This is a genomic window from Thiocapsa imhoffii (assembly GCF_016583985.1).
Taxonomy (GTDB): domain Bacteria; phylum Pseudomonadota; class Gammaproteobacteria; order Chromatiales; family Chromatiaceae; genus Thiocapsa; species Thiocapsa imhoffii.
Genome location: NZ_NRSD01000094.1, coordinates 1 through 537, shown reverse-complemented (window position 1 = coordinate 537; position 537 = coordinate 1). Strand labels below are relative to the sequence as shown.

The following is a 537-nucleotide window of genomic DNA, read 5'->3' as shown; positions in this document are numbered from 1 at the left end:
GTGAAGCGCCTCACCGTCAGCCCCGGCGAGTCCCTGTCACTGCAGATGCACCACCACCGCGCCGAGCACTGGATCGTCGTCTCCGGCACCGCCCGGGTGACCTGCGACGAGCGCACCTTCCTCCTCGCCGAGAACCAGTCCACCTACATCCCGGTGGGCGCCACCCACCGCCTGGAGAACCCGGGCAAGGTCCCGTTGGAGATCATCGAGGTCCAATCCGGTGGCTATTTGGGCGAGGACGACATCGTGCGCTTCGAGGACGTCTACAACCGCACGCCGGGTGAAGGCTGCTGACGGCCGCCGCATGACCTAAGGCGCCGGCGTACCGCCGTGGGAGCGGCGTCCTCGCCGCGACTAGGTGGCGCTCGGGCCAGGGACAGCGCTTCCAAAACCTTGGGCGGCCTTAGGGCGGTCGTTCCGCGGGGCACATCAGCAGTTCCAAATTTAAAAGCATGATGTTATGAAGGACTCTTCACAAGTTACTGGAGAGTCCGATGGTCCTGAGGCCCAAGCCCGAGCCCAAGCCGGAGTCCAAGC

At 65.2% G+C, this 537-nt stretch carries 1 protein-coding gene; it reads left to right on the top strand.

The genetic code is table 11. The features are described 5' to 3' along the window. A partial coding sequence (locus CKO25_RS20790; protein ID WP_200389843.1) for a cupin domain-containing protein occupies positions 1 to 294 on the top strand: 294 nt, incomplete at its 5' end. Positions 295 to 537: the final 243 nt, after the last annotated feature.